The organism is Prolixibacter bellariivorans ATCC BAA-1284, assembly GCF_000621705.1.
Taxonomy (GTDB): Bacteria; Bacteroidota; Bacteroidia; order Bacteroidales; family Prolixibacteraceae; genus Prolixibacter; species Prolixibacter bellariivorans.
Genome location: NZ_JHXO01000015.1, coordinates 26,785 through 50,325 on the forward strand (window position 1 = coordinate 26,785; position 23,541 = coordinate 50,325).

The 23,541-nt window shown below is 43.8% G+C and carries 9 protein-coding genes; 5 read left to right on the forward strand and 4 right to left on the reverse strand.

The window, feature by feature from the left end; translation table 11 throughout:
- Positions 1–283: 283 nt before the first annotated feature.
- On the forward strand, positions 284–7,699 hold the full coding sequence (locus tag T426_RS24300) for an immunoglobulin domain-containing protein (RefSeq protein ID WP_036985146.1): 7,416 nt from the start codon (positions 284–286) through the stop codon (positions 7,697–7,699).
- 334 nt (positions 7,700–8,033) lie between these two features.
- Entirely contained in the window at positions 8,034–8,669 is a 636-nt protein-coding gene (locus T426_RS0118840; protein ID WP_234406902.1) for a type II CAAX prenyl endopeptidase Rce1 family protein, read from the forward strand.
- Between the two features lie 363 nt (positions 8,670–9,032).
- Here T426_RS0118840 and T426_RS0118845 read toward each other — a convergent pair whose 3' ends face one another.
- The 4 genes from T426_RS0118845 to T426_RS0118860 form a co-directional block, all read right to left on the reverse strand.
- Complete coding sequence (locus tag T426_RS0118845; protein WP_025866306.1) at positions 9,033–9,758, reverse strand: DUF6320 domain-containing protein; 726 nt, start codon at positions 9,756–9,758, stop codon at positions 9,033–9,035.
- The gene (locus tag T426_RS0118850) at positions 9,755–11,065 is read right to left on the reverse strand and encodes a hypothetical protein (RefSeq protein ID WP_027586119.1); all 1,311 of its coding nucleotides are present in this window, start codon (positions 11,063–11,065) and stop codon (positions 9,755–9,757) included. Before T426_RS0118850 ends, T426_RS0118845 begins: the two co-directional genes overlap by 4 nt.
- A gap of 260 nt (positions 11,066–11,325) precedes the next feature.
- Complete coding sequence (gene fabF, locus T426_RS0118855) at positions 11,326–12,564, reverse strand: beta-ketoacyl-ACP synthase II (RefSeq protein ID WP_027586120.1); 1,239 nt, start codon at positions 12,562–12,564, stop codon at positions 11,326–11,328.
- Between the two features lie 94 nt (positions 12,565–12,658).
- A complete protein-coding gene (locus tag T426_RS0118860) occupies positions 12,659–13,249 on the reverse strand; it encodes a TetR/AcrR family transcriptional regulator (protein WP_025866304.1) in 591 nt (196 codons plus the stop codon).
- Positions 13,250–13,723: 474 nt separating this feature from the next.
- On the opposite strand from T426_RS0118860, the gene T426_RS0118865 reads away from it, so the two are divergent.
- From T426_RS0118865 to T426_RS25310, 3 genes are read left to right on the forward strand one after another with little or no spacing between them, the layout of a single operon-like run.
- A complete protein-coding gene (locus T426_RS0118865) occupies positions 13,724–16,033 on the forward strand; it encodes a PAS domain-containing protein (protein WP_027586121.1) in 2,310 nt (769 codons plus the stop codon).
- Positions 16,034–16,059: 26 nt separating this feature from the next.
- Entirely contained in the window at positions 16,060–19,038 is a 2,979-nt protein-coding gene (locus tag T426_RS25305; RefSeq protein ID WP_051569026.1) for a PAS domain S-box protein, read from the forward strand.
- Positions 19,039–19,061: 23 nt separating this feature from the next.
- Positions 19,062–23,315 carry a PAS domain S-box protein gene (locus tag T426_RS25310; RefSeq protein ID WP_051569027.1) on the forward strand — a complete coding sequence of 1,418 codons (4,254 nt, stop codon included), beginning with the start codon at positions 19,062–19,064 and terminating at the stop codon, positions 23,313–23,315.
- Positions 23,316–23,541: the final 226 nt, after the last annotated feature.

Here is a 23,541-nt window from a genome sequence, read left to right on the forward strand (position 1 = left end):
GCATTGACCTTAGCGGATTTGTGGTTTTGGTTTCGCCCGGTCACGATGTATGGCTAGCCTACAGGGAGCTTCGGTTGCGGATGATACAGTGTTAACACATTTAAAACTTTGTCAACAACAGTAACAACAGAAACCTCTTCCATAACCTGAAACCTCTTTCCTCTCTCATCTGGTATCCTTCATTTACGACCTTTTTATAAACATGTGTAGCTATACAATCTTTTTTTTCTATTCTCGTTATTTAACAGTATTATTGAACGAATTTTTAAAACCTGCCCCCTCAGTGAATCATTTGTTCAGGAATCAAACATCGTTGCCTGCTGCGGTATTTCTTTTCCTCCTCATCAGTCTACTTGGTAATCAGCTGGCTGCACAAACCTATACTATCGACGCAGTCAATGGTGATACCATTGCCACCTGTTCGGGAAATTTCTACGATAGTGGTTTCAATACCGGTTCATACAGTAACAACGAACGTTCGGTTGTCACATTCCACGCTCCCATAGGCTATCGAATTAAATTTAATTTTATTTCCCTCGATTTACGCAGTGAAGGTGGCGACACCCTGAAGATTTTCGATGGTATGGATACACTTTCGACCGTCATCGGCAAATATACTGGTACAGGTCTGGCTTTTTCCGTCGAATCGACCGATTCTGCACTCACATTTCAGTTTATTTCCGACGGAACGCTGGTGAATAACGGTTGGGATGCGTCCATCAGTTGCTGCCCGATTCCGGTTACTTCGGCTATTACCGGGAATTCTGATGTTTGCGAGGGAACAACCGGAGTCACCTATTCCGTTGTCAATACATCCGGTTCCACCTACCAGTGGTTTGTAACGGGAGGTACGCAGGTGAGTGGTACCAATACCAACAGCATCACGGTCGATTGGGGAAATACGTCTGGTCCCGGAAAGGTGCAGGTGGTAGAAGACAATGGCTGTACAAAAGGTGATACCGTTTCCCTGGCGGTGAATATGAATCCTTTGCCGACAGTCAGCTTTACGGGCCTCGATTCGGTTTACCAAATCACCGATAGTCCGGTTACCCTAACGGGAAATCCAGCCGGCGGTACATTTACCGGCGATGGTATTTCAGCAGATCAGTTCGACCCGGCTGCAGCCGGATTGGGTTCCCATAGGATTATTTATACCTACAGCGATATCAATTCCTGCGAGAACTCCGATACCCTTTATACCGATGTGAGAAACTTCGACCAGCAGGCTGGGGCTATCTGGCTTACCGATCTGAACAACTGGTGCTCGCTTGATGCGCAATATACCAATGTTGGAGCTACGGCTGACGGAGGTGCTCCAGGTTGTTGGTCGGGAGGTCCGGGAAACAATGTCTGGTTTAAATTTAAAGCGACCACCAATGCCGTAACGGTGAATGTAAAAACCGGTGGAAGTTATGGCTCCATGCGCGGACAGCAAATAGCCTTATGGAATGAGGCAGGTGTTTTGGTGAAATGTATTGAGGCGGCGAACTATTTTGGGAATACGTTACCCTTAAGCATCGATACATTGACAGCCGGCCATACCTATTACATTTCGGTTGACGATCGCACTACACACGGGACGTTCTCTCTTTGTATTGAAAATATAGCGTCTAACGATTATCAGTCGGGTGCCTTCGATATCTCTGATATAAACGGCTATTGTTCGACGGATGCTGAATTTGATAATACCTATGCTACACCCGATGGAAACTCCGAACCCAATTGGACCGGAGACGTGGGGAATAACTTGTGGTTTAAGTTTAACGCGCTTTCCAATGGCGTGTTAATCAATGTGGAGACGGGCACACCAGCCGGTTCGATGCGCGGACAGCAGATTGCTCTTTGGAATGAAGCGGGCGATTTGGTGAAGGATGTACAGGCAGCCAACTATTTTTCGGGCACACTTTCTCTGAGTGTCGATACCCTGACGGCTGGCCATACCTATTACATTTCGGTGGATGACCGCACAACTCACGGCACATTTAAATTGTGTGTGGATGACTCCATTAGCTACGATTACCATGATGGAGCCAAAACGATTGATAACATCGATAATTACCAGTCAGCAAATGCAGCGTATTCCAATGAGTATATGACACCCGACGGGGACGTTCCTCCCTGCTGGACCGGCGCAGTTGGAAACAATGTGTGGTTCAAATTCGAAGCGGTCAGTAATGTGGTGAAAGCGGATGTAATTACCGGTGGAAGCTACGGTAGCATGCGGGGACAACAGATTGCTTTGTGGAATGAAACGGGTGAACTGGTAAAATGCTCCAACGCTGCCAATTATTACGCCGGTACGTTATCACTGCAAACCGATACCCTGACGGCAGGACATACTTACTGGTTGTCGGTGGATGATCGCACAACACACGGAACATTTACCCTGGCAGTGGATAATCAGGTGGATTATGACTATAAAATAGGGGCGAAATATTTGATCGATCAGACCGATTGGTCCTCGGCAGATGCCGAATACGATAATACCTATGCTACTCCGGATGAACAGGCTGGAAGTTGCTGGACAGGAGGCGTGGGCAATAACGTTTGGTTCAAATTCGAAGCGGCGACGCCTTCTATTGCTGCCAGTGTGCTCACCGGGGGATCCAATGGATCCATGCGGGGCCAGCAAATCGCTCTATGGAACGAAAACAATGAGCAGGTAGCCTGTATCAATGCGAACAACTATTACAGCGGAAAACTGACGCTGAGTGCCGATACGCTGACGGTTGGAAAATATTACTGGATTTCGGTGGATGACCGGACTACGCATGGTTCGTTCACACTGGAGTTGGACAATAAGGTTCCGTATGACCTGAAAAGCGGGGCGAAATTGCTGCTCGATTTGGATCATTGGTGCTCTTCGGATGCGGAATTCGACAACACCTACGCTACGCCTGATGAATTGCCCGGCGATTGCTGGACCGGTGGAGTAGGGAATAATGTGTGGTTTAAACTGGTGGCTATCTCCGGTGAAATCCAGGTGGACGTGAAAACCGGAGGAGCTCTGGGCTCGATGCGTGGTCAGCAGATTGCCCTGTGGAACGAAGCCGGAGATCAGGTTGGTTGCGCGGATGCAGCCAATTACTATTCCGGAACACTGACGTTGACCGCTGATACACTGATACCGGGACATACGTATTACATTTCAGTGGATGACCGGACTACGCATGGTTCATTCTCACTTTGCGTGAATAACAAGGCAGGATACGACTATCAGGCTGGGGCTAAAACCTTGTCGCATATCAGTTCATTCTGCTCTTCTCCGGCCATTTATACGAACCGCTATGCCACCTCCGATGGAAACACGCCTCCCTGTTGGACCGGAGGAGTGGGGAACAATGTCTGGTTTAAATTTACAGCTACGACCACAGATCTAACCTTTGATGTAAAAACCGGAGGGAGCAATGGCTCCATGCGTGGTCAACAGATAGCCGTATGGAACGAGGCAGGCGATTTGGTGAAGTGTGCCAATAGTAATAACTATTATTCCGGGACCCTTTCACTGAGTACAGATACACTGACCGCAGGACACACGTACTGGGTGTCGGTGGACGACCGGACGACACATGGTTCGTTCTCTGTTTGTATTAGCAATCAGGTGGATTACGATTATAAAAAAGGAGCCGTTGAACTGACTAATTTGAGTAACTGGTCGTCGGCTAATGCTGAATATGCTAATACGTATGATACGCCCGATGAGAATACTCCATCCTGCTGGACCGGCGGGGTAGGCAACAACGTGTGGTTTAAATTCACCGCTACCACCAATTCCATCAACGTGGATGTAACGACAGGCGGGGTTCATGGTTCGATGCGCGGACAGCAAATTGCCTTGTGGAATGCGAACGGTGACGAGGTGAAGTGTGCTAATTCAGCGAATTATTACAGTGGCGAATTATCATTGAGTACGGATACACTAACGATTGGGAATACTTACTGGATTTCGGTGGATGACCGGACTACACACGGCTCGTTTACCATCGGAGTGGACGATACGCCCAGTTATGATTTCAAGCAAGGAGCCATTTGGCTGTATGACCTCGACAACTGGACATCTCCGTTGCAGGCATATTCGAATACTTACGCGACCCCGGATGAAACAGGCGGCAGTTGCTGGACTGGTGGGGCTGGCAACAATGTCTGGTTCAGGTTTGTAGCTATTTCCGGCGAGATTGATGTGAGAGCATTGACCGGGAATAGTTTTGGATCGATGCGGGGGCAGCAGATTGCGATTTGGAATGAAGCAGGACAGCAAGTGCAATGTGCAAACGCTGATAACTACTATTCAGGTTCGCTGTCTGCGACCATCGATACGCTGACGCCAGGTCATACTTACTACATCTCTGTTGACGACCGGACCACGCACGGTACATTTACGCTGTATGTGAATAATAAAGTGGGATACGATTTCCAGCAGGGAGCCGTGAACCTGACGCAGCTCGATCACTGGTGTTCCACGAATGCAGCTTATACGAACCGGTATGCTACCGAAGGCGAAGATATCGGAACCTGTTGGGTCAATCCGAGCCATGCTAATGTGTGGTTCTCCTTCGAAGCTATTTTTGACACTCTGCAGGTAGATGTGTCCACAGGAACCGGAGGCTTGGGTTCGATGCGAGGTCAGGAAATTGTTGTCGTTAATCAAAACCATAACGAAGTTGGATGCATTTCATCGGCTAATTACTTTGGAGGAACACTGAGCCTGCAGATTGATACCCTAACGCCTGGGCATAAATACTGGATAGGGGTGGACGACCGGACTACCTCCGGAACCTTTTCGCTTTGCGTGAACAATGTCAGCAATCTGGATTACTGGGCCATTGGTGATGGAAACTGGAATGATGTGAACAATTGGTCCCATACAGAAAACGGCCCGGTGGCCGGAACTATTCCCACGCTTTCAAATAATGTTCATATCAAGGGGCACAACATCACGGTGACCGATAATGAGGCCTGTGCCAATCTGTATACCGATGTATCCGGTAGCAATACCAGCCTGACGGTAAACGGAGGGACTTTGAACGTCAATGGCAATCTGGAATTAACCAACAATGGTGAAAACTACGCCGGAACAGTCAATTTGCCGGGTGGAGGTATTATCAACGTAACGCGCGATTTCAATATGACGCGGGCCGGTGGCGATCAACTTTTCCAGGTGAACCTATCAGACAATTCTCAATTAAACGTGGACAATGATGTCAATATTATTTCGTCGGCCGGTTCGGTGAATCCGGTGGAGGTAAATTCGGGAAATACCTCCCTGATGACCATCGGGAACGATTTGAACATGCAGAACAGCGGGGGACCTCAGATACTGTTGAAAGCTAATGATGACGCGAGAACGACGGTTACCCGGAATATCGTGTTTGATGCCGCTGGTTCCGATCAAGTCGTAACGGAACTCAATAACAACGCCTCACTCTGGCTGGCTGGCAATTTTGATCGGGGAGCATCGGAATATGGTATACTGACGTGTAATGACAATTCGACGCTGGTACTGAATGGGCAGTCGTATATACAGAACTTGCCGAAAAACATAGGCGGTGGTACCGATGAATTCACGTATCAGAATATTACCATCGATAACTCGAAGGTGACCAGCCCTCAGGTAATTCTGGACGGCAACGTAAGTATGTTCGGTACGCTGACGCTAACTCAGGGAATTGTGGAAACCACATCGGCCAGTCTGCTCACCATCGAAAACGGCGGATCAATAACCGGAGCATCTCAAGCCAGTTTTGTTGATGGACCTTTACGTAAAATCGGTAACCAGGCATTCACTTTCCCGGTAGGTAACAGCGAACTGTACAAGCCCATATCCATCGCAGCACCGGCAAATACCACCGATGAATTCACGGCACAATATTTTAACGTAAGTCCGAGCGCAGCATATGATACGACGTTGCATGCACCGTCCATTACCTATATTAACCGATGTGAATACTGGACGTTGGACCGGTCGGCCGGAAGCTCGGATGTGAATGCAACCTTGTACTGGGATACTAACAGTTGTTGTATTTCCGATTTAGCCAACCAGAAGGTAACCTCATGGAACGGTTCGCAATGGGATGATAAGGGTAACGGCGGAACGACCGGAACCACGACGGCAGGAAGTATTGTCTCAACTGTTCCGGTAACTTCGGACAACACTGCTCTTACATTTGCGAATTCGCTGCAAAGTGTTTCATTCACGGGTTTGGGAACTCAGTACTGTGCCAATGATGCCGATTTGACGCTGACTGGTTCCCCGAAGAACGATGTACAAAGTTTTTCCGGCCCGGGAATTTCGGATAACGGCGATGGAACTGCCGTTTTTTCGCCTTCCGCAGCGGGGGCAGGGACACATGAAATTACGTACACCTTTATTAATTCGGCTTCCGGGTGTTCCAATTCCGCGACACAAACGGTTACTGTGTTGCCACGCCCCACAGCCAATATCGTTGGTACCGATTTGATTTGTCCGCGTACCAGCGCTGATTTGTCCATTGTCTTTACCGGAACCGGGCCGTGGAATTACACCTACACCGATGGAGTTAATTCATTTTCGGGAAGCACATCAGTCAATCCATACGAGTTCACGACATCCAACACAGGTAGCTATTCGGTAACCATGTTGCAGGATGCCAACGGTTGTGTTGCGAATGATTTCGGCACAACGGCTACAGTAGATGCTTTCCCGGACCAGCCGAAGCCTACGGTGACGCCATCCGGACCGACAACTTTTTGTGAAGGAGAAAGTGTAACACTTAGCTCGTCAGCCAGTGCTACATTCTATTTTTGGTCAAATGGAGCAACCACGCAGAGCGTTAATGTGACGGAATCGGGGTCTTATTCGGTGCAAACCCGCGATGCCAACGGTTGTTTGAGTGAATGGTCCGATCCGATCGACGTGGTGGTGAATCCGTTGCCAGGAAAAGCGGGACAGCCTTCCGGGAATAATACCTTATGCCAGTTTGGCGGAACAGAGGTATACACGACGCCCGGTGCAGCCGATGCCAATGCTACCGAATATGTCTGGACGTTGAGTCCAGCATCAGCGGGAACCATTACCGGAAATACGACATCAGCCACGGTGCAGTGGGATAATACCTTTACCGGTACAGCAACCATTACTGTTCAGGGACATAACAGTTGTGGCTTCGGTTTGGAATCGAATCCTTTTTCCATCACGGTGAACAGTTCGCCCGTGGTTGATTTGGGTGTTGATCGGACTGTTTGTGGATCAGAAATATTGGATGCCGGCAATGCGGGCTCATCTTACCTGTGGTCAACCGGTGCGGTAGCTCAGAGCATCTCTGCACTATTCTCGGGAGATTATTGGGTGAAAGTGACGTCAGGTAACGGTTGTAGCAGTAGGGATACTGTAGCTCTCGTCATTAAGATGCCGGCAACGTTTACCACACAGCCGGTTAGTCAGACCGAGTGTGTTGGCTCCGACATACAATTGAGCGTAGCCGTGACGGGTACCGGCCCGTTTACTTATCAGTGGCAGAAAGACGGAACAGATTTAACAGATGGTGGTAATGTTTCCGGTAGCCAGACCAATGTACTTTCGGTGAACAATGTGCTGGCAACAGATGCGGGAACTTACCGATGCGTTGTGACGAACTATTGTGGCGATGTTCCCAGCAATTCGGCTACCATCGTGATCAATAATCTTCCTGTTACAACGCCCATTGCTACAGACATGCATTAACAGCATACATTTTGAAATTGTAAACTTTTACCTTCTGTTGCTGTTTCCATTGACATATAATTCGTAACCAACCAATTGTCGTGAACAAGACAATTTTCGAGATAACAAAAATGGATTGCCCGTAGGAGGAGAACCTGGTTCGTATGAAGCTGGACGGCATTGCAGGTATTCTGAAACTGGGATAATTCAATGAACAGGTAGAAAATAAAAATGAGAAATGCACTTCGGGAAATTGTTCATTTCTCACTGCTCATTGCTCATTTGTTGTGCTATCTTGTAAGTACCTAAATTACTATCCCGTAAGGGAGCGAAAAACGAATACATAACGCCTGAGATGGAGACAACCGATAAGCGCAGATGGTTCGAAATACTGGCCGTGATTCTCACCGGAGCATTGAAATATGTGATGATGGACTGGCTCGGGCTGCGACTGTTTTACATCACGGCTGCCATTCTGTTTTGGGGTGTGTACATCTGGTTCCGCTATCGCGAAAATCCAACAATTCTTAGTCAGTGGGGGATCCGGAAGGAGAATTTCAAACGAACGTTTCTGTTTCTGTTGCCCTATGCGTTGGGAATATTGGTCCTTATTGTTGGATACGGCTTTTACGTGAATGCCTACTTCCTCAATTGGCGCTTCATCCCGGTACTGGTTATTTACCCGTTGTGGGGCATCATTCAGCAGTTCATGATGATTTCGTTGGTAGCCGGAAATTTGCGCGCCATTACATCACTCCGGTTGCGCAACTCACAGGTGATGCTGTGGACGTCGCTGCTGTTTGCGTTTGTCCATTATCCGAGCTTACCGCTGATGGGCTTTGCCTTCCTGATGGAGCTGCTATTCATTTGGGCCTATTTTAACTGGCGAAACCTCTGGGCGTTGGGGCTTTTCCATGGTTGGCTCGGCAGCCTCTTCCAGTTTTTCGTTTTGGGCCGGGACCTTTGGAAAGAGCTGTGGGTAATTTTTTAACATGACCATTTTACAGTGTAAATCTTACGGGAACTCAATTCCTTAATTCGCCGTAAGGCGAAAAGAAAGGGAGGCCAGTCAAAGTAGGCCGGGCCAGCGAAGGAGGGAGCAATTCTTGGTGGGTATTCAGGGTTGTGAGTAGGAAAGAAAGAATTGTGACGCGGGAGGAAGGATCACTTTGACTTGATTCTTTTTTCTCATCTAAGGAGAAAAATGAAATCCCGTCCGGAAGGACAATACAGACAGATAATGATTCAATTATATATTTATATACCACCCCAAAGATGAGTATTAAGAGTAGTTTCTAAAGAGAAATTCGTTGAAAAATGTTGAACTTAGGAAAGGAAATTAACAAAGTCGTGGTTAAATATGAAAGAACCGTTTCAAATCAGTCACTTTCTTCATCCGGTAATGCATGTAAAGTAAAAGCCCGGCAATCATTACTGTTGCTATCAGCACAATCGGGCTCCAGTTGAAATGCAAGCGATGAACAACGTACAGAGAAATGATGCCGTCGGTACACACGCTCAGCAATCCCACCGTTATCAGCGAATAGGCGACAATATTCAACCCTTTCTGCCGGGCACGACGTACCATCAGAATAAGTCCGAAAAGCGTGATATAGGCGGCCAGTAACAACGGAATCCCCAGGTGCATACCCCAACCGGTTCCGCCGCCATAAATATCCAGCAGAATAATCAGCAGGGAAGAAGTAAGGAAGCTCAGGGACAACCACCGGCTCGACTTTTTGTGCCAGAAGGTTAGCAGCGTGATGTTGATGAGCAAAGCCAGACTAACGGTAACCGGATATTTTGACCAGGTGATCGATTCGTTGCCAATCAGATCGATAAGAAAGGTGATGAGACTCCCGGAAAGCAGGATGAGCCCGGAAATTTCCCAGAAAATCATCCGTTTCTGAAACCGGGTCAGTCGTTGATATTCGGAACGAAGTTTCTTTTCCTGCACGACCTTACGGGATTGAATCCACTCGGCATTTCCGGATTGGTGATGGAGCAGGGGTTCCCCGCAAAGGGAGCAAAAATTGGCATTTTCGTTCAGTTCAACGCCGCAGTTTGGACAAGTAGTCATGGTTGGTCAGTTTTTGTTTCCGGTTCAACTGAAATATGTTGTGTCGTCAGAAAAAGCAGGAATCGTTCTTCAAATTCGTTCGAACGGGTAATGTTTCCGAAGCTCAGAACCAGTTTGTCGCCAAACCCGATGACGCCGCAGTTGAGTTTCAACATCTTGTTAGGCGGAGGAGGAATGACGACCAAATGGTCCGCGAATTCAAGTGTTTCATCCGGCAGATCAACTTTCCCCAGGTTGGTGATGACGCCGCTGTACTGACTTGTTCCCAGTGAGTAATATTTCATCCGTAGAATTAAACTTTTCAGAAAAAGCGGAATGCCCCGAACCACCCGGTTTTTTTCACCGCTCACATTTCGGGCGATGTTCTTGTTGATGAGCTTTTCGTCCGATTCGAGCTGCATCTGGTGGTACACAGTTTTGATGATCTCGTCGAAGGAGTACTGTCCCAGGCGTAGATCAATTTCAGGCATGACGAAGAGCGAAAAATTCCGCATGGTTTTCGACGGGAAAATCTTCCGCAGGTTGATTGGCACTTGCACCCGCAACCGCCTGCACTTTTTCAGCCGGCTCAGCCCGCCCAGATTGTTATGTATTTCCTGCAAGGTATGCAGGTATACCGCCACCAGGTAAATGGTTATGCTGACGCCTTTCTCTTTTGCGGCCTGTTTCATTTGAGACATCGAAAGGATAACGGTCGACTGCCGGAACCGGGGCTTGCTATTCAGCGGAAAAGGCAGATGAAATGCCTTCGAACGTTTCACCATTGGTGGAATATCGTCTTTGAAATAGCGTTTGTAGGCATCCTCATATTCTTCAGCGGAGACTACCTCCCCGAGGGTATGAGGTAACTCTCCTTCCGGGAAGGAGAGCCCGAGCGCCTGTAAATAAAACAGCAAGATGGTTCGGAGAAAGGCAAAAGCCCCTGAACCATCGGTTAAAACATGCGATCCTTCGAGGCTAACGCAGTTTTTCCGGACCAGAATCCGGAGCAGTAGTTCTCCTTTTCGAAATTGGCGGCAGTAGGGACGCTCGTCTGCTGTTATGGGTATGTGACGAGGAAGCTGCTCGAGATAGTACCAGAAAAATCCTTGTTTGAGTTGAACGAGATAATAGGGAAATCGCTCTTCTGTCTGCAACACGGCCTTGTGCAGGACGTCCATTTTTACGGGTTGCTTCAGTACAACGGACAGACGGAAAACAGATGTAACCTCCTTCGTGATAATCGCCGGAAATATCTTCGCAGCATTATCAAGAGAGAACCAAAAAGGTTTGGATTCGGGAGTTGTATTGCCGCTGTCCTTTTTCAAATTAATCCGTTTTTTTCCCAAAAATCGAAGAGCTCAGGAATGTCGTCTTTCAAAGTTAGGAATTATTCAAGACGGCTGTGGAATAAGTGGGTGTTTCTATTGTTTTAGAAGTTTTAAGTGGTAGGTGTTAAGACGCGGGCTTGAGATGTGAGACTTTATAGCTTTGATGTTGGTCTTTTTAAAGCAGTTTTTCTTTCAAAAAAAGATGAGAGATGAACAATTGAAGGAAGTTCATCTCTCATCTTTAATTTTAATTGCCATCAGATTTTCTTGAAGAGCAGCGTCGCATTGTGTCCACCGAAGCCAAAACTGTTGGTCATCGCCACATCAACTTTTCTTTCCTGACTTTCTCCGGTAACGATATGAATCTGTTTCGGAATGGATGGATCCAAATTCACCGTATTAATCGTAGGCGGGATGATGTCGTCGGTAATTGCTTTGATACACAAAATGGATTCGACAGCACCCGCTGCTCCCAGTAAGTGACCAGTCATCGACTTGGTTCCGCTGATGCGAAGTTGTGGTTCTGAGCCGAATACTTTTTCTACCGCAATCACCTCGCTGGGGTCGCCCACCGGGGTGGAAGTAGCGTGCGCGTTCAGGTAATCGACGGCATCCGGATTGAGTTGTGCCTCTTCCAATGCCAGCTCCATGGCTTTAATGGCGCCAATGCCCTCGGGATGCGTAGCAGTCATGTGGTATGCGTCGGCCGTCATGGCAGCACCAACCATCTCAGCATAAATGTGGGCTCCGCGTGCTTTGGCATGTTCGTATTCTTCAAGAATCAGGGCACCGGCACCTTCTCCCATTACAAAACCATCGCGGTCGACGTCCCATGGACGGCTGGCCAATTCCGGATGCTCGTTATTGGTTGACATGGCTTTCAGCGAGCTAAAACCACCCACCGATGCCGGAGTAATAGGCGCTTCCGAACCACCGGTCACGAATACCTTCGCTTTTCCCATCCGGATGTAGTTGAACGCGTCCATGATGGAGGTATTAGATGTGGCACAAGCCGAAACCGTCGTGAAGTTGATGCCTTGCAAACCAAATTTGATGGAAATCATACCGGAAGCCATGTTGGCAATCAGTTTGGGTACAAAGAAGGGGCTGAACCGCGGTTCGGAATTGCCTTGCACATAGTTGGTCACTTCCTCTTCGAAGGTGCTCATTCCACCTTGTCCGGAACCCCAGATGACCCCGATGTCGAATGGATCCATTTTCGATATATCCAGACCGGAATCCTGCAGGGCCTGGGTAGCTGCATGCAGCGCATATTGGGTGAACAGATCGCTACGCTTTATTTCGTTGCGTTCAAGATATTCACCCGGATTGAAATCTTTTACCTCACAGGCAAAGCGGGTTTTAAAAAGGGAAGCGTCGAAACGGGTGATGGTCGCAGCGGCACTTTTCCCGGCTACAGCATTTTGCCAGAACTCGCTGATGCTATTGCCCAAAGGTGTGACGGCACCCAGTCCGGTGATGACTACTCTTTTCATATCAATTGATTTATGGTTCTTTTTCTATAATTATTTCTAATGATTGAATGGCATTTTTTACTGCCGTTATTACAGAAGAAGCGAGATTAACGCCTTATATCAGTATCATATTTACCTGCTTTTTCAGTAGTTCCAGATTCGATAATAAAATTTGATTATTTCCGAGGCTTTTTGATAGCAAAATCCCACCTTCTATCAGGGAAATAAACATGTCAGCGAAAGCCTCCGGGCTGGTTTCCGGTTTGACTTCCCCTTTTGATAGTCCCTCTTCAACGATGGAAATGAGATTGTTCCTCCAGCTTTCCAATGCGGATTTTACCTTCTGGAATAGTAGGGGATGAGCATCATCGGAGTCGGACGAGACATTCAAAATAGGACAACCGCCCCATTGAAAAATGGTTTCATAATATTCCTTGTAAAAGTCAACATAGGCGAGCAGTTTCTCCCGTGTATTTTCTGCTTTCTGCAGTGCAACGTGCACTGTCTTGCGTATCTGTCCGTAGTTGAAGGCAAATGCAGCCAGCGCCACTTCCTCTTTGTTGGCGAAGTTCCCGTAGATAGCGCCCTTGGTCAATCCTGTGGCGCCGGTAATATCGGCCATGGAGGTACCTGCAAACCCTTTTTTGTTAAAAATGGCTGCGGTTTGCGCTATGATAAACTGCTTTGTTCTTTCCGATTTCTTCATACCCAATACAAATATATACCAATTGGTATAAAAAACAAAAATGAGTGGAAATCATGTTGTATAATAAACTAGCTGAGATAATTTGAGCGATTATTTTTGGGTTAATGCCTGGTGTATATATGAAAGAAACTTGAATTCCACTTCTTTCGTCTGGAATTTGATTTTCGTTCGTTTGATAACGAACATCAAAAATATTAGACTTATATTTATTGTGTATTGATAATCAAAATATTAATTGTGTTTTGAGATGAGGATTGAAAAACAATGAAGAAAGAGCAGCCTGACAAATTGCAGTAACAATAAAAAGTAGTTGGTTTTCGTTATTGGATTGATAGTAAATAATTTGCATATGTGAGTGATGTAAATCTTATTCAGAATTTTGTAACTGTTTTTCACTTAAATAGCTCGAAATTGGAAGATGAATGTAACACATGGAGCCCTACTGGAAGTTTAAATCTTTAAAAACCAATAGTTATGCCTCATTTAAACGAAAATCAGGATCCGGAAAAGGGAAAATCAAGGCTTTCCCTTGAGGGAGCATTATCGGCTTCAGAAATCCGTTATCGCCGACTTTTAGAATCGGTAAACGACGGGGTTTTAATTCTTGATGCCGAAACGGGGATAATCGTTGATATGAATCCGTTTTTAACCGATTTGCTGGGCTATCCGAAAGAACGTTTTATTGAAAAAACAATCTGGGAAACAGGAATCTTCAAGGATATTATCGACAATAAGGAAAAATTGTTTGAATGGCAGCAGAAGGGGTACGTAAGATATGAAGAGCTGCCTATCGAAACCGCTGCTGGGCGAAAAATCAATGTTGAATTCATTTGCAATGGTTATTTGGTAAATAATCATAACGAAATTCAGTGCCATATTCGTGATATCAACGCGCACAAACCAGCGGACAACGAGTGGCGAAATAGTGAAGCCCAATTGCATGCGCTGTTACAAGCGATACCTGACCTGGTTTGGCTTAAAGATGCCGGTGGTGTGTATCTGGCTTGCAATCCAATGTTTGAGCGTCTTTATGGTGCGAAGGAAGTAGATATGATTGGAAAGACCGACTATGATTTTGTAGACCGTGAATTGGCTGATTTTTTCCGCGAGCATGATCGAAAAGCGATGGAGGCAGGTAAACCAACAAGTAACGAAGAATGGCTAACCTTTGCAGATGACGGGCATAAAATTTTTTCTGATACCATAAAGACTCCGATGTATGATGAGAATGGAAATCTTATCGGCGTGTTGGGAATAGGCCGGGATATTACCGAACGTAAACTTGCTGAAGACAAACTGAAGGAAAGTGAATTACGATTTGAACAGGTAGCAGAAGGTGCACGCGAATGGATTTGGGAAATAGATCGTGAAGGCTTATTTACGTATGTAAATCCGGTTGTGAAAGAACTATTGGGGTATGACCCCGATGAGCTAATCGGTATTAAACATTTTTACGATTTTTTTGAGCCTGAACATAAAGAAGAGCTTAGACAGGGAGCTCTTGCAGCAATTGCCCGCAAAGAGAGCATCAGCGATTTTGTTAATTGCAACATACACAAGGACGGCAGAAGAGTGTTCATTTCTACATCAGGATTTCCGATTCTTGACGAGGAAAATAATCTTACCGGTTATCGCGGGATTGATATTGATATAACCGAACGTTTAAAAATTGAAGAAGCGTTGCGTGAGAGCGAGGAGAGATACCGTACTGTTGCAGATTTTACGTACGACTGGGAGTATTGGATGGCACCTGATGGAAAGTATATTTACATTTCACCGTCTTGTGAGCGTATTACCGGTTATCTCCCCGAAGATTTTGTCAATGACCCGAATCTGTTTTCGAGCCTTGTTCATCCGGATGACCATAAAGCTTATTTTACCCATTTAGAAGAAGATTTACGAAAAGACCAGGGTTTACGCTCCCTTGATTTTCGCATCATTACACGTTCCGGGCAAGAACGCTGGCTTGGGCATACTTGTCAAACAGTTACAAGCCCCGATGGAAAATGGCTGGGACGACGCGCCAATAACCGGGATATTACTGAACAGAAATTGGCTGAAGAAAAGATTAAGAAATCAAATGAACAACTAAAAAAGCTAAATTCTGAAAAAGATAAATTCTTTTCTATCATCGCTCACGATCTAAAAAGCCCTTTTTATGGTTTTTTAAATTTAACTGAGCTAATGTCCGATAGTACCGAAGTATTCTCTCGGGAAGAATTGGTTGAATATAGTAAGTTGTTAAACGAAGGCGCCCGTAATCTATATAAGCTATTAGAAAACCTATTGGAATGGTCACAGGTTCAAAAGGGAGCTATCGACTTTGTGCCAAAAGATTCTGATTTATCGAAGATGGTTTCACAAAGCATCGAAACCATTTATCAGCGTGCCAAACAAAAAAGGATATCAATTATTAATGAAGTCGTTAATATGCAAAAAGTTTACGCTGATGAGAAAATGATAGGCACTGTACTCCGAAACCTTCTATCAAATGCAGTTAAATTCACAAGGAAGGATGGGAAGACTATTATTAGATCTCAGTGGCTGGATGATAATATAATTGAAGTCTCGGTAGAGGATGATGGAATCGGAATTCCAGAGAAAGATATTAACCGACTTTTTAAAATAGAAGAAAAAGTAAGTTCACAAGGAACCGAAGGAGAATCAAGCACAGGGCTGGGGTTGCTGCTATGTAAGGAATTTATTGAGATGCATGGCGGAAAAATTTGGGTGGAAAGTGAATATGGAAAAGGTTCCAAATTCAAATTCACATTGCATAAATAAATTTTAACTCAACACAGGTCAGTATCATGAAAAAGACAGATAAAAAAGAAAATATACTATTAGACGACGAGTCTAATTTGTTGAAAATAAAAGGTATTATTTCGAAAATGATTGATGCAGACCGGAAATTATCACGTAGTGACTCTTCGGTCGGAATTCGGTCCAGATGGAAAGATGAGCTGGGAGAATTAGAACGGGCTTTTGACCAAATGATAGAGCAGAAACAAAAATCTGATGAGCAAATTCTTCTTCTCAGCAATACCTTAAAAAGCGCTAATGATATAATTGCAATAGCCGATGTTAACTTCAACTTTCTATTTGCAAACGATGCTTTTTGTAAAACATTTGGTTATACACAGGAGGAGTTAACAGGCAAATTCGTAGGTTCAGTACTACTGGAAAGAGATGATGGCAAAGTGGGTGAAATAACAGATCCTAAAATATTTATGGACGGGTGGAAAGGTGAACAATGGAGCAAAACCAAAGACGGTAAAGAAATATTAGTTGAAATGCGTATTTCCCCCGTTAAAAATTCAATAGGTGAGGTAATTGCTGCAGTTGCTGTTGCAAACGAAATAACAGAAAAGAAAAGGCTGGCAAAAGAACTACTTGAATCTAAACAGAGACTTGAAATGTTGATGAAATCGAGCTCTACTATGATTTATTCCAGCGAAGCCTTTGGAGATTTTGATGCAAGATATATCAGTGGAAATTTTTCTTCTATTACAGGCTATGCAGATGAAGTTTTTTTTAAAAAAGGATGGTGGGCAAAGAATATTCATCCGGATGATGCTCAGGAAGTATTTAAAAACCTTGGCGAACTATTTCAAAAAGGTAATCATTCACATGAATATCGCTTCTTATTTAACGATGGATCCTGGCACTGGATGCACGACGACCTAAAACTGATTAAAGATGATTCGGGAAACCCTATCGAACTGATTGGAACCTGGCAGGATGTTACCGACCGGAAATTAGCTGAACTAAAACTTAAAGAAAGTGAAGCCAAGTTAACCGATGCTATGAAGATTGCCAAACTCAGTACATGGGAATATGACTTCGTTCTCGATCGGTTTACTTTTCCCGATCAATCCTTCGCACTATTTAATACAACAGCAGAACAAGAAGGCGGTAACACTATGTCTTCGGAGCATTTCGCACAAAAGTATATTTACCCGGATGACCGGGTATTGATTGAGAAGGGACTTCGGAAAGCGTTGGAAACTCCGGATCCGGCGTATACTTCCCAACTGGAATACCGTGTAATCTATGCACCCGGCGAGATAGGCTACTTCGCAGCTAATGTTCGTATCGAGAAAGATGCAGATAATCGTACCATTAAGGCACTGGGGGTTAACCAGGATATCACCGAGCGGAAGCGCGTGGAAGATGAAATACGTAAAAACGAATACCGTTACCGTGATTTATTTGAAAATTCCGGAACACCTATTTGGGAGATCGATCTTTCAGAAGCAATAAATTATATTACCGGACTGAAGGAAAAGGGAATTGGTGATCTTCGCACGTATTTCGACGAACACATAGATGAAGTGATTCATTGTGTATCAATGGTTAAACTTATAGACGCGAATAAAGAAATATTGAATTTTTTTAAAGCAACCCAAAAAGAGGATGTTCTGACCGGACTTTTCGACTTCTTTATAGAAGAATCATTTGACACGGCAAAGGATGTTCTTGTTGCACTGGCGCGCACGGAAGAAAATCAAAAAATTGGCGGAGAGATTCCGGTTAAAACATTAACAGGAGAAACAAAGCAGGCCATTTTCAGGATCTCGGTAGTTCCCGAAGATGAAAATACCCTGGCAAAAAGCTTAATCAGTTTTATTGATATTACAGAGCGCAAGCAGGCAGAGAAAGCATTAAGGGAACGTGAAAATTCTTATCGTACGCTTGCCGAAAATATACCGGCTTCCGTGTACCGGCTTTACCTCAGAGAACGGGGCAAAATGGAATTTTTCAATAATGTTATTGAACAAATGTCCGGCTATACCAAAGATGAATTGCGAAACGGAGAAATTTGCTCTATTGATCCGTTTATATTTCCTGAAGACAAACAATATGTGATGGAAATTGTCAAGAATGCGTTGAGAGATAATTCTGAATTTGAAGTCGAATATCGTTTCATTCGAAAGGATGGCAGTTTAAGCTATTTCCACGAAAAAGGAAGACCAGTTGTGGGGAATGATGGAAAGCCCCTCTATATTGAAGGCGTCATATTTGATGATACTGAGCGCAACCGGACAGAAAAGGAGATAAAAGAAAAAAATGAACAACTAAAAAAATTAAATGCTGAGAAAGATAAATTCTTTTCCATAATAGCGCACGATTTAAAAAGCCCTTTTTATGGCTTCTTAAATTTAACTGAGTTAATGTCTGATAGCTCCGAAGTATTTTCCCGTGAGGAATTAGTTGAATATAGTATATTATTAAACGAAGGCGCCCGTAATCTATATAAGCTATTGGAAAACTTGCTGGAATGGTCACAGGTTCAAAAGGGAGCTATCGACTTTGCGCCAAAAGATTCTGATTTATCGAAGATGGTTTCACAAAGCATCGAAACCATTTACCAAATGGCCAAACAAAAACGGATATCAATAATTAATGAAATTGTTGATACACAAAAGGTGTACGCCGATGAAAAAATGATAGGTACCGTACTTAGAAACCTTTTGTCAAATGCGGTTAAATTCACCAGAAAGGACGGGAATACTATCATAAAATCTAAATGGCTCGATAATGATACAATTGAGGTGGCGGTTGAGGACAATGGAGTCGGAATTCCAGAGAAAGATATTCACCGACTTTTTAAAATAGAAGAAAAGGTAAGTTCACAAGGCACTGAAGGAGAATCAAGCACCGGGCTGGGTTTGTTGTTATGTAAGGAATTTATTGAGATGCATGGCGGAAAAATTTGGGTGGAAAGTGAATATGGAAAAGGTTCCAAATTCAAATTCACATTGCATAAATCAATTGAGACGTCGTAGTATTTTCAGGAAAGAGATGAAAAATGGGGAAAAAGGAAAATATAAAATCGGCTAAAAGACCTTCGCATTCAAAAATGAGTTTGACGGCTAGGGGGGAGGTAGATATGTTTGCCGAAAATATAATCAATACGGTACGCGAACCTATGCTTGTGTTAAACGAGGAGCTAAAAGTTATTAAAGCCAACCTTTCCTTCTATAATTTCTTCAGGGTAAATCCGGAAGATACCATTGGAAGGCTCATCTTCGAGCTTGGAAACCAACAATGGGATATCCCGAAACTGAGAGAACTGCTGGAGGTAATTCTTCCAGAAAAAATAACTTTCGACAACTATGAGGTAGAACACAGCTTTTCTACTATAGGCCAACGCATCATACTCTTAAATGCCCGACAAATTAAAAGGGCTGCCGGAGAAGAGAAAATCATTCTGCTTGCCATTGAGGATATTACAGAGCGAGAACATGCTCTTGAAACGATAAAGAGTAATGAACAGAAGTTTGTTACGCTAGCAGAACAATCGCCCAATTTAATTTTTATCAATTACAATGGACGGGTTGTTTATGTAAATCAAAAGTGCGTCGACGTAATGGGCTACTCAAAGGAAGAATATTATGCCGAGGATTTTGATTTCATGGTATTGATTGATGATGATTATAAGGATATTATCAGGCAGAATTTATATAAAAGTATGCAGGGCCTCCATGTAGAGCCGTTTGATTATCGAATTGTAACTAAAAATAATACAAAACTGGACGCCTTAATTACCACCGAGTTGGTCGATTATTTAGGAGGAAAAGCGATTATGGGTACCATAACCGACATTACTGAACGGAAACACACAGAGGCCGTACTCAGAGAGAGTGAAAGAAGAACAAGAGCATTGTTGGATGCTGTTCCCGATTTGATATTCCGAATGGATAGTGAAGGAACTTATTTGGATTATAAAGCCGATAAAGCAACTCTTTATGATCAATCCGGTGAAACAATCATCGGTAAAAAAAATCGGGATATTACTCCTCCCGGGTTTGCGGATTTGACTGAACGGTATATCCGGAAAACGCTGGATAGTGGAGCGATACAGGAATTAGAATACCAATTGGACACACCAATGCATGGAATGCGTGATTATGAAGCCCGCATGGTACCCAGTGGCAAAGATGAAGTTATTGCCTTTGTACGCGATATTACCAAACGTAAAGAAGCGGAAGCATTATTGAAAGAGAGTGAAAAGTTTTTGAGAGAGACTCAGAAGATTGCCTTGCTTGGAACTTATGCGTTAGATATAAAAACCGGGAAGTGGAGAAGTTCGGAAATTTTAGATTCGATTTTTGGAATTGACGCAGATTATGATCGGTCGATCAAAGGATGGACTGCCATTGTTCACCCGGAATGGCAACAAGTAATGCAGGAATATTTAACAAATGAAGTACTAGGTTCTTTAAAAAAGTTTGATAAAGAGTATAAAATAATTCGGAAGAATGATAATACAGAAAGATGGGTCCGGGGAATGGGGGAGCTTGTCCTCAACGGAGAAAACCAACCAATACAATTGGTAGGGACAATACAGGACATAACCGAAAGCAAACTTGCGGAGGAATCACTTTTAAAACTGAAAAAAGCGATTGATAATTCTGCCGAAATTATTTTCCTGACAGATGAACACGGTATTTTCACTTTTGCCAATCCTACTTTCACTGCTATTTACGGATATACTATCGATGAAATTATTGGAAAAGTAACCCCGCGAATCCTAAAGAGTGGATTGAAGGACGCGAACGATTATATACAATATTGGGAAAAACTAAAAAGCGGAAATGAAGTAAGAGATGAATTCATTAATAAAAGAAAAGACGGTACACTGATTCAAGTTGAAGTTTCTACCAGTCCGGTTTTCGATGATAGGGAAAACATCATAGGTTTTATTGGAATACAGCGGGATATTACCGAGCGTAAACAGTCGGAAGAGGCTCTTCTTAAATCTCAACAGATTATTGAAGGGATTATCAATACCATCCCGGTGAGGGTATTTTGGAAAGACAAGAATCTCACTTACCTGGGTTGCAATAATATCTTCGCGCAGGATGCGGGTTTTAACGACCCCAAAGAAATTATTGGCAAAGATGATTATCAAATGGTTTGGCGGGATCAGGCCGAACTGTATCATCGTGATGACCGTCTGGTAATTGAGAGTGGCAAGGCCAGATTGAATATCGAAGAACCCCAAACAACACCTGATGGAAAAAACATCACCCTTCTTACGAGCAAGATACCTTTGCGCGGTCCTAAAGGGGAGATTAATGGTGTACTTGGAACATATATTGACATTACCGAGCGTAAACAAATAGAGTTAACTCTACTTGAAAGGGAAAATTTTCTGGATACATTACTCAATGCGATCCCAATCCCCGTGTTTTACAAGGATAAAAACGGACGGTATTTGGGTTTTAATAAGGCCTATGAAACATTTTTTGATTGTTCCAGGGACGAACTAATTGGGAAAACCGTATTTGAACAGAGTCCTGGGGAGTTAGCTGAAATTTACTTTGCCAAAGATAATGAATTACTGAAAACTCGTGAAGAGCAGCATTACGAGTCCAAAATAAAAACGAAAAACAATTTAATCCGGGATGTTATTTTTAACAAAGCGGTTTTTACGAATAGTGAAGGAAACGTCGATGGGATTATAGGTACAATCCTTGACATAACCGACAGAAAGCGGACTGAGGAATCGCAGAGACTCTTCCGCACGCTACTTGATAAGTCGAATGATGCGATTGAGGTTATTGATGTGGAAACAGGGCAGTTTATCGATGTGAATGAACGGGCTTGTATCGACCTGGGATATAGCCGTAGTGAGCTTTTGGGTATGAACATATTTGATATCGATCCGAATCAAACACCAGAAATGTTCCAATCATTAATGGATGGATTTCAACTATCCAATTCAACTATTATAGAAACATTGCACCTACGCAAGGATGGTACGACATTCCCGGTTGAGGTGAATGTAACGATGGTTCAGCTTGAGAAAATTTACACCATTGCCATTGTTCGGGATATTACACAACGAAAGTTGGATGAACAGGAACTGATAAGCGCCAAAAATAAAGCGGAAGAAAGCGACCGTTTAAAGTCCGCCTTCCTGGCTAATATGAGCCATGAGATTCGTACGCCAATGAACGGTATTCTTGGCTTTACCGAACTATTGAAAGAACCTATGTTATCGAGCGAGGAGCAGCAGCAGTATATTGATATCATAGAGGACAGTAGCAAGCGTATGCTGAATATTATCAACGATATCGTTAATATTTCAAAAATCGAATCGGGACAAGTTGAAATTTCGATTTCTGATACCAACGTAAACGAATTGCTTGATTATGTATACAGGTTTTTCAAACCGGAAGCCGAACAGAAAGAATTGAATATATTCTATAGAGCTCTACTTCCCAATGACGAAGTAGTTATAAAAACAGACAGGGAGAAAGTATTTGTAGTGCTCACAAATCTTGTAAATAATGCCATTAAGTTTTCTAGTACAGGCTCCGTTGAACTTGGCTGCCAAAGGAAAGGAAATTTTTTCGAGTTTTTCGTGAAAGATTCAGGCCCAGGTATTCATCCGGAACAAACAGAAGTTATTTTTGAAAGGTTCAGACAAGGCAGCGAATCGTTGACTCGAACTTATGAAGGAGCCGGATTGGGATTATCGATCTCAAAAGCCTACGTAGAAATGCTAGGGGGTAAAATTTGGGTGGAAAATAACACTGATACGCAAGGGACAACCTGTGATGGATCGGAAAAATGGCCTGAAGAAAACAACGGTGGTGCTACATTCTATTTTAGCATTCCGATTAATCATGCACCGAAGGAGAAAAATAACGTTCAAATTGATCTTCCAAATAATGTTGCAAAGTACCAGGCCAAAAAGTTGAAAATTCTGATAGCCGAAGACGACGTAGTGTCGGAAAAGCTGATGTCATTTGTCGTCAGAAATTTTGCAAAAGAAATTCTAAAAGTGAATACAGGCATTCAGGTGGTTGAAACGATCCAGAGTAATCCGGACATTGATTTGATATTGATGGATATTAAAATGCCGGGAATCGATGGTTATGAAGCGACCAGACAGATTCGTGCATTTAACAAGGAAGTGGTTATTATTGCACAAACAGCTTATGGATTTGCAGGCGACAGGGAAGAAGCAATACAGGCTGGATGCAATGATTATATTTCAAAACCAATTGATAATGATGCTTTGAGCAAAATGATAAAGAGCTATTTCTAATTAATAGAACCCGCATCAAAAAAAAGTGGTATACCTTTTCCCTGGAAAACCGCAAACACATCACCGTTTTCCATGTGTGAATGATGTAACTCTCAAAAATTTAATGTCAAACAGCCTCCCCATTCAAAAATGGTGGGATAATACTCTTCATAAACGGAAACATATACCACTAGCTTGTCCCAGAAGTTTTCTACTTTGTTCTTCCCGATTTCTTCACATCCATTAC